Origin of the sequence: Allochromatium palmeri (assembly GCF_009720725.1) — a bacterium.
GTDB lineage: Bacteria > Pseudomonadota > Gammaproteobacteria > Chromatiales > Chromatiaceae > Thermochromatium > Thermochromatium palmeri.
This window is the reverse complement of record NZ_WNKT01000081.1, coordinates 1-6,540: the sequence shown is the minus strand read 5'-3', so window position 1 is coordinate 6,540 and position 6,540 is coordinate 1. Positions and strand designations below refer to the sequence as shown.

The window sequence follows — 6,540 nt, the reverse complement described above, 5'->3', positions numbered from 1 at the left end:
TGCTGGAGAACCAGGCAAAAAAGTCGTTGCCAATCTGCGTGACATAGCCATTGCGCCCCTGGTGGCGTGCCCCTGAGTCATCGACCGTGATGAAGGAACTGACCTCCAGACCAACCTCCAGCAGCTGATCCTTTTCGGCAAAGAAGGGTTCGTTGTGTCCGCTGAGCAGGGCGTCGATCTGCCCGACCGACAGGTCGATGCCCCATTCGAGGAGTTGCTCGCGCAACAACGGTTGGGTGACGTGACAGTGATGGTGCTGGTAGAGCACATAGGCCCGCAGGCGCGGGCCGAAGTGCCCACCTTGCAAGGTCGCTGGCAGCTCCCCGCGCAACCACTCCCCGTCCGGGGTCTGCCACACCTCCAGGCGATAGCGGGTGTTGTGCGCCTCGATCTTCAGGTCTTGGACCACGAAGTCGCGATAGCCCTTGAAGCGTGAGCCAGGCGGTGGCTCCTCGGTGGGGGGAATTACGCACTCCTCATGAATCGGCACGTCTGGCGTCTTGCTCCGCTTGCTCGAGCCGGCCCGCTTGCCCGTCGACTCGCCCGTGCCTGGCTTCTTCTTGTCTGGATCGCTCTGATCCTCCATCCCGCTCGGCTTGAAGGTCGGCTTGCCCTTCTCGCCCTTGAGCACCGCAATCTCATCGCGCAACTGCTGGATGGTTTCCGCTTGCCGCTGGGTCGTCTCGGCCAGCGTTTCGATCAGCGCCACCAACTGCTCGATCAGCGGGGTGCGTTCCGCGTCGGCGATGTCAGGGAGTTCGATCAGGCTGGGCATGACGGCTGGACGAGTCGCGGGAAACGATGAGGTACTTTAACGGATATCTTCAGCCAAGGCTGCCATGACTTATTGAGAAGTTACCCGAATTTCCGACCAGCGCATCGAGATCGCCGTCGCCGTCGAGGTCGGCCAAGGTCGGGGCGGCACTTTGGCCCACATCGCTCAGGCCGAAGGGGTTGATCTGGGCCGTGGCAAAGGCGGCGCTGGTGGCGCTGCCGGTGTTCTCGAAGTACAGGGTTTGGCCATACCATTCACCGATGAGCGCATCGAGATCGCCGTCGCCGTCGAGGTCGGCGAAGGTCGGCTTGGCCAGGGAACCCACATTGCTCAGGCCGAAGGGATTGGCCTGGGCCGTAGCGAAGGCGGCGCTGCTGGCGCTGCCGGTATTCTCGAAGTAGAGGGTGTTGCCGTCGGAATTACCGATGAGCGCATCGAGATCGCCGTCGGCGTCGAGGTCGGCCAAGGTCGGGGCGGCACTGAAGCCCACATCGCTCAGGCCGAAGGGATTGGTCTGGGCCGTGGCGAAGGCGGCGCTGCTGGCGCTGCCGGTGTTCTCGAAGTACAGGGTGTTGCCATACCCTTCACCGATGAGCGCATCGAGATCGCCGTCGCCGTCGAGGTCGGCGAAGGTCGGGACGACATATTGACCCACATCGCTCAGGCCGAAGGGATTGGTCTGGGCCGTGGCAAAGGCGGCGCTGCTGGCGCTGCCGGTGTTCTCGAAGTACAGGGTGTTGCCACCGTAATTACCGATCAGCGCATCGAGATCGCCGTCGCCGTCGAGGTCGGCGAAGGTCGGGGTGGCACTTTAGAGAAGCCCACATCGCTCAGGCCGAAGGGGTTGGTCAGCGCGGCTTGGAAATTTGGCGTCGACATCGTGGCATTCTCCGGTTCAAGCGAATTTGGATGAGGCGGTGTGGCGCGCGGGCCAGGGCAAGGGCTGGCCGAGTTCGCGCTGCAGTTCATGCATCAAGCGTTTGGCAATGCCTCGCCCGCGCTGGGCCAGCAGGACGAAGAGTGAAATCAGCTCCACCTGTGGCGGACCGGCCCCATCGCCCCAGCGCTCGGCGATGGCGAACCCGATCATCTCGCCGTTGATCGCCGCCGAGAGTCCGAACAATTCGCCACGCGGGGGCTGGTTGGCCCAGCGCGGGCTCAGGCGTGGCCAGGTCAGGGGGTCGTAAGGCCGCAGGTTGTCGGGAGTGAGGTGATAGACGCGCTGATAGTGGATCGGCCCGTCGCGGGCGGCGGCGCGTGGTAGCCCGGCGACCGGGGCGCGCGCACCGTGGGCGGGACGCTTGACGGTGGGTTTGGTGATCATCAGTCCGGGATGACCGGGGAAGGTCACCAGTCGTTCGATGTCGTCTTCTTGCAGGCCGAGGGCGCGCGGCTGGCGGCAGCCCGGAAGGCTGACAACATCGAACAGTTCTTCGATCAGGCTGTTGAAACGCAGCCAGTGAACGACCGTGCCACTGTCGAGGGCGATGATCGCCAGGCCGCATTGCGCGCGTTGGCCATCGGCGGCAAGGCGTTGCTCCAGCGCCAGGCCGCCAAAGCTGGCGGCGCGCAGTTGCGAGAGACCGACGATGGCGTAGTCGCCCTGAAAGGCCAGCCCGCGCACGAAGCCGGGGCTGTAGGCGACCGGCTCGAAGCGCTCGCCATCCAGCCAGCCCAGTTCGCCGCTGCCGGAGTTGAGCAGCCACAGCCGGTCCCGGTACCAGCGCGGCGAGTGCGGCATTGACAGCCCGGTGGCGGCGATGCTGTTGCTCGGCAGGTGCAGCACCACCCCGCCCTCCTGACGCTGATGACGCCAGCCGGCGGGGCTGTCGGTCTGACTACAGGCGGTCATCCAGGTCGGTTCACCGGCTTGCAGCGCCAGGCCGTTGAGATGGCAACGATCCTCGGCCACTAGCTTTTTGATGAAGGGCGGCTGCCAGATCGGGCGGAAGCTGAAGTCGGGGTCGAGGGTGGCCAGGCAACTGAAGTCGGTATTGACGAACAACAACCGGCCTTGGCCATCGAGGGCGACATCGTGGACATTGAGATCGCCGGTGATCCAGCTTTGCGCAGGCACATAGAGGCGGTCGCCGCCCTCGTGTTGATGGCCCGGCGGCAGCCGGTTGGTCAGTTGCCAGAGCTGGTAACGGCAGGCCATGAGCAGGGCATCGCGCTCGGGCAACCAGCACAGGCCCATCGGCTTGTCGAACAGCCGCTCGTGCAGGGCCAGTCGGCCCGGTTCCTGTGCGCGCCCGATGAAGAACAGCCGATTGGTCTGATAGGTGGTCAGCGCCAGGCTGATGTCCTGCTCGGCGAGCCACTGCCACAGACCCTCGGAGGCCTGGATGTCGAGTTGAGGGTTAGTCATGCGGAGTCTCTCGGATGGCGCTGGCAAGGGCGTCGCCCAGGGCCTGAGCGACTTGTTGCAGCACCGTCGCCCAGTCATCCCGTAGCGGTTGACGGAAGACACGCAGGCTCGGGTACCAAGGACTGTCGTGGCGTTCGAGGAGCCAGCGCCAGTCGGGATGGAACGGCAGCAGTACCCAGGTCGGCTTGCCCATGGCCCCGGCCAAGTGCGCCACTGCGGTGTCGACGCTGATGACCAGATCCATGTGCGCGATCAGGGCGGCGGTGTGGCTGAAGTCGCGCAGTTGTTCGCCAAAATGCCGTAGCTCCTCGTGCTCAGCTAGCACCGCCTTATCCTCGGGGCGGACGTCTCGCTGCAAGCTGAAGAATTCGCCATCGGGTATCAGCAGGCTCGCGAGCTGCGCGAGCGGGATGGAACGTTCCTGATCGTGGCGATGGGACGGATTGCCCGACCAGGACAGCCCAATTCGGGGATGGGTGCGAGCGCCCAGGATCTCGCGCCACTGGCGTAGCCGACTGGGATGGGGATGCAGATAGGGGCTATCGGTGGGGATGCTCTCCATGGTGGTGCCAAAGGCGAGCGGCAACGTCAGCAGTGGCGCCTGGTAATCGAATGTGGCGGTGCTGTCCTGTTCGCCACGGATCAGGATCTCAGCTACACCGGGCAGGCGCGTGAATAAGGGCGCCACCGCCGGATAGACTTCGAGCAGCACCCGCGCGCCACGGGCGGCGACCATCGGGACATAACGGCTGAACTGGATGGTGTCGCCAATACCCTGTTCAGCGTGGAGCAGGATGGTCTTGCCGGCGAGCGACTCCGATCCGGTCCACAAGGGTCGCTCGGCATAGTGCTGAGGGCCGGCGCCGGTGCGCCGCCAGCGCCACTCGTAATGGCGCCAGCCCGCTGCATAGTCACCGAGCAGTAGACAATTGAGCGCTGTGTTCCAGTGGGCATCGGCATAGTCGGGCTGAAGCTCGATGGCCCGGAGATTGTCGCGCAGACCCTCTTGGCAGCGGTTGAGTCGGCTGTAGGCAAGCCCTCGGTTGTAGTAGGCCACCGCAGAATTTGTATCAAGCTCAATGGCTGCTGCGGCGCTCAGGCGCGCGAGTTGATAGTGTTTGATCTCGAACAGGGTGACAGCCTGATAGACATAGGCCTGCACCAACTCGGGCGCCAGTTCCAGCGCCTGCTCATAGGCGGTCAGCGCATCGTGGTGGCGCTGAAGCTGGGTCAGCACCCGGCCGATCTCCAGATGCGCTTCGCTGGCCGTGGGCCGCAAACCGGAGGGCGGTGCGCAACGCCGCCAGGGCCGCGTCCCAGTCTTCCTGGCTCGCCAGCGCCTTGCCGAGGTTGAAGTGCGCAAGGAACAGATCGGGTTGCAGCTCGATCGCCCGCCGATAACAGGCCAGCGCCTGCTCATGCCCGCCCTTCAGTTGCCACAGACTGCCGAGGTTGCAGTGGAGAATAGCCCGCTCAGGGGCGATCTCCACGGCGTGCTGACCGGCCGACAAGGCTCCGTCAAGGTCGCCGGTTGCCTGGAGTGCTGTCGCCAGGTTGTTGTGGGCGGGCACGTGATCGGGCTGGCGCGCGATGGCCTCCCGGAAACAGGCGATGGCCGTCGTCAGATCGCCGCGTTGACGGGCTTGGCGGCCGGCGGTAAAGGGATCGGCAATCGTTTTCTTCAACTGATCAACGGGTATCGAATGAGAAATATTTGCGCTACCCCGATCCACCAAGGCTTGAGCATCGGGCAGACGTGCGTCGATCGCGAACAGCGTGGACTCGGGAGATGAGAGGGGCACGGATCGCCTCCAATGACGAATTTTTGTCCAAAGTTCAGTAATTTGTGAGCAATGGATTAAGACCCTGAGTATATCCGCTATCCCTTTCCAAACAAGAGCGGCCACGGCGGATTCGAGAAGCATTTTCTGGCGCTGGGAATGGCGATCTTCCGCGGTGAGCATCACTTCACGCCGCCGCAACCCGGAAGACTGATCCCGCTGTTGCGCGCTCGGCTGCGCTTCGACGAGCCGAGCTTCATGGTGCAAAGCGTGCGAGGCGGGCGCATCCTGCACCGGGAGCAGATTCCGTCGCTGGAGCATCTGTGTTTTCCCGGACTCGATATCTACCGTCAGGCGGAGGCCGTCGACCTGGAGCCTGTGCTTGATGCTGGCCGGGATTCGTCGCTGGTGAGTCTGTCGATCGGGCACAACCTGCTCGGGCAGCTGATCGGCGATGGGCAGAGCGTGCAGTTGCTCCAGACCCTGGGGATCGCCGCCAGCCCCAGCATTCAGTTAGTGAAGACGCCCTTGTCGGTCTCCAACCTGCTGCATCAGGCATTCACGCGGCATTTGACGGGGCCGATGCGAAAGCTCCATTCCCAAGCCAAGTGCCTGGAGTATCTCGCCGGACTGTGTCATGCCTTCGTCCATCCGCCCAGCACCGTGCCTGACCGCAAGGCGATTGATCGGGCCGAATAGGTCCGCGACTATCTGCTGGAGCTGCCCGGCAAGGTTCCAACACTGGATGTGCTGGCCCAGCATTTTGGCCGCTCCGCCCAGACCTTGAACCGGGAGTTCAAGGAGCGGTTCGGCCTGCCGATCGCCGCCTATGTCAGCGCGCAACGACTGCAAGAAGCCCATGCCGCCATCGCCAATACGGCCACTCCGCTGAAAGTCATCGCCGCGAATCTGGGCTATTCGCATGTCAATCACTTCAGCAATGCCTTTCGGCGTCAGTTCGGCTACTCGCCTGGGGCATTGCGCAAGGGATCGCTCAAGGGGACGGATGACAGCGAGTGAACACGCTGATTGATAGGGTTTGGCCGCGTCGCTATGGGCTGTCTGGCACCGAGCCGGTCGGGACGAGGCCGATGGCGATCAGCGCCAGTGCGAGCAGCGTGGTGTGAATGGTGATCTGGTTTGTCACGAATGAGCGACGGTGCCGTGTTCTCCTGATGTTTTCTCATCGCCAGCGTCTTGCCCGCCAACCACGCGCCACACCAGCCGCTCCACCCCCAAGGCGACCTTGGCTAACGAGCATGCCGGGGTGGCGGCACCCCGGAAAATGAAAGATGCTGCGCGGGAGACCACGCTGCGAGGTCGGTCAAGTGTTTGGCGACTCGATCCTGATAGCTAACGTGACCCGCCGCCGTTGCTCCGAACCCCGGAATGCATCGCCACAGAGCGCACGGTAAAGAGGTCCAAGCGCAACGCGCTTGAGAGGGATGTCAGTGGCGGCCAGCGTGGTCTCCCTGTCGCCAGTGTAGCCTGTGGGAGAACGGCATGGAACTGACCCCGATTTACCGTCGCGTTGTGGCCTTAGCCCGGATGTTTCATAAACCTGTGACCAGCCCCAGAAATCGACGGTTGTAGTCGGATTCAATGGCGATTCTGCC

At 63.6% G+C, this 6,540-nt stretch carries 7 protein-coding genes and 1 pseudogene; 3 read left to right on the top strand and 5 right to left on the bottom strand.

Annotated features, from left to right (window positions below):
* Positions 1–775 (bottom strand): annotated as a pseudogene (locus tag GJ668_RS19085) (IS66 family transposase); the annotation flags it as partial.
* 49 nt (positions 776–824) lie between these two features.
* The gene (locus tag GJ668_RS19080) at positions 825–1,508 is read right to left on the bottom strand and encodes an FG-GAP-like repeat-containing protein (protein WP_246195020.1); all 684 of its coding nucleotides are present in this window, start codon (positions 1,506–1,508) and stop codon (positions 825–827) included.
* On the opposite strand from GJ668_RS19080, the gene GJ668_RS19075 reads away from it, so the two are divergent.
* Positions 1,422–1,688: a hypothetical protein gene (locus GJ668_RS19075; RefSeq protein WP_155451685.1), complete on the top strand. Its 267-nt coding sequence runs from the start codon at positions 1,422–1,424 to the stop codon at positions 1,686–1,688. The two genes, GJ668_RS19080 and GJ668_RS19075, sit on opposite strands and share 87 nt — an antisense overlap.
* Here GJ668_RS19075 and GJ668_RS19070 read toward each other — a convergent pair.
* Genes GJ668_RS19070 through GJ668_RS19060 form a run of 3 tightly spaced genes read right to left on the bottom strand, consistent with a single transcriptional unit; the run spans position 1,671 to position 5,107 of the window.
* Positions 1,671–3,143 carry a TIGR03032 family protein gene (locus GJ668_RS19070; protein ID WP_155451684.1) on the bottom strand — a complete coding sequence of 491 codons (1,473 nt, stop codon included), beginning with the start codon at positions 3,141–3,143 and terminating at the stop codon, positions 1,671–1,673. The two genes, GJ668_RS19075 and GJ668_RS19070, sit on opposite strands and share 18 nt — an antisense overlap.
* Positions 3,136–4,380: a glycosyltransferase family 9 protein gene (locus GJ668_RS19065; RefSeq protein ID WP_186343222.1), complete on the bottom strand. Its 1,245-nt coding sequence runs from the start codon at positions 4,378–4,380 to the stop codon at positions 3,136–3,138. Before GJ668_RS19065 ends, GJ668_RS19070 begins: the two co-directional genes overlap by 8 nt.
* Positions 4,334–5,107, bottom strand: a complete 774-nt coding sequence (locus GJ668_RS19060) for a tetratricopeptide repeat protein (protein ID WP_186343221.1) — start codon at positions 5,105–5,107, stop codon at positions 4,334–4,336. The genes GJ668_RS19065 and GJ668_RS19060 overlap by 47 nt, the downstream gene beginning before the upstream one ends.
* Here GJ668_RS19060 and GJ668_RS19055 point away from each other — a divergent pair.
* Positions 5,084–5,623 carry a hypothetical protein gene (locus GJ668_RS19055; RefSeq protein ID WP_186343220.1) on the top strand — a complete coding sequence of 180 codons (540 nt, stop codon included), beginning with the start codon at positions 5,084–5,086 and terminating at the stop codon, positions 5,621–5,623. The two genes, GJ668_RS19060 and GJ668_RS19055, sit on opposite strands and share 24 nt — an antisense overlap.
* Positions 5,624–5,671: 48 nt before the next feature.
* Positions 5,672–5,944, top strand: coding sequence for a helix-turn-helix domain-containing protein (locus tag GJ668_RS19050; RefSeq protein WP_186343219.1), 273 nt, complete (start codon positions 5,672–5,674; stop codon positions 5,942–5,944).
* Positions 5,945–6,540 lie beyond the last annotated feature (596 nt).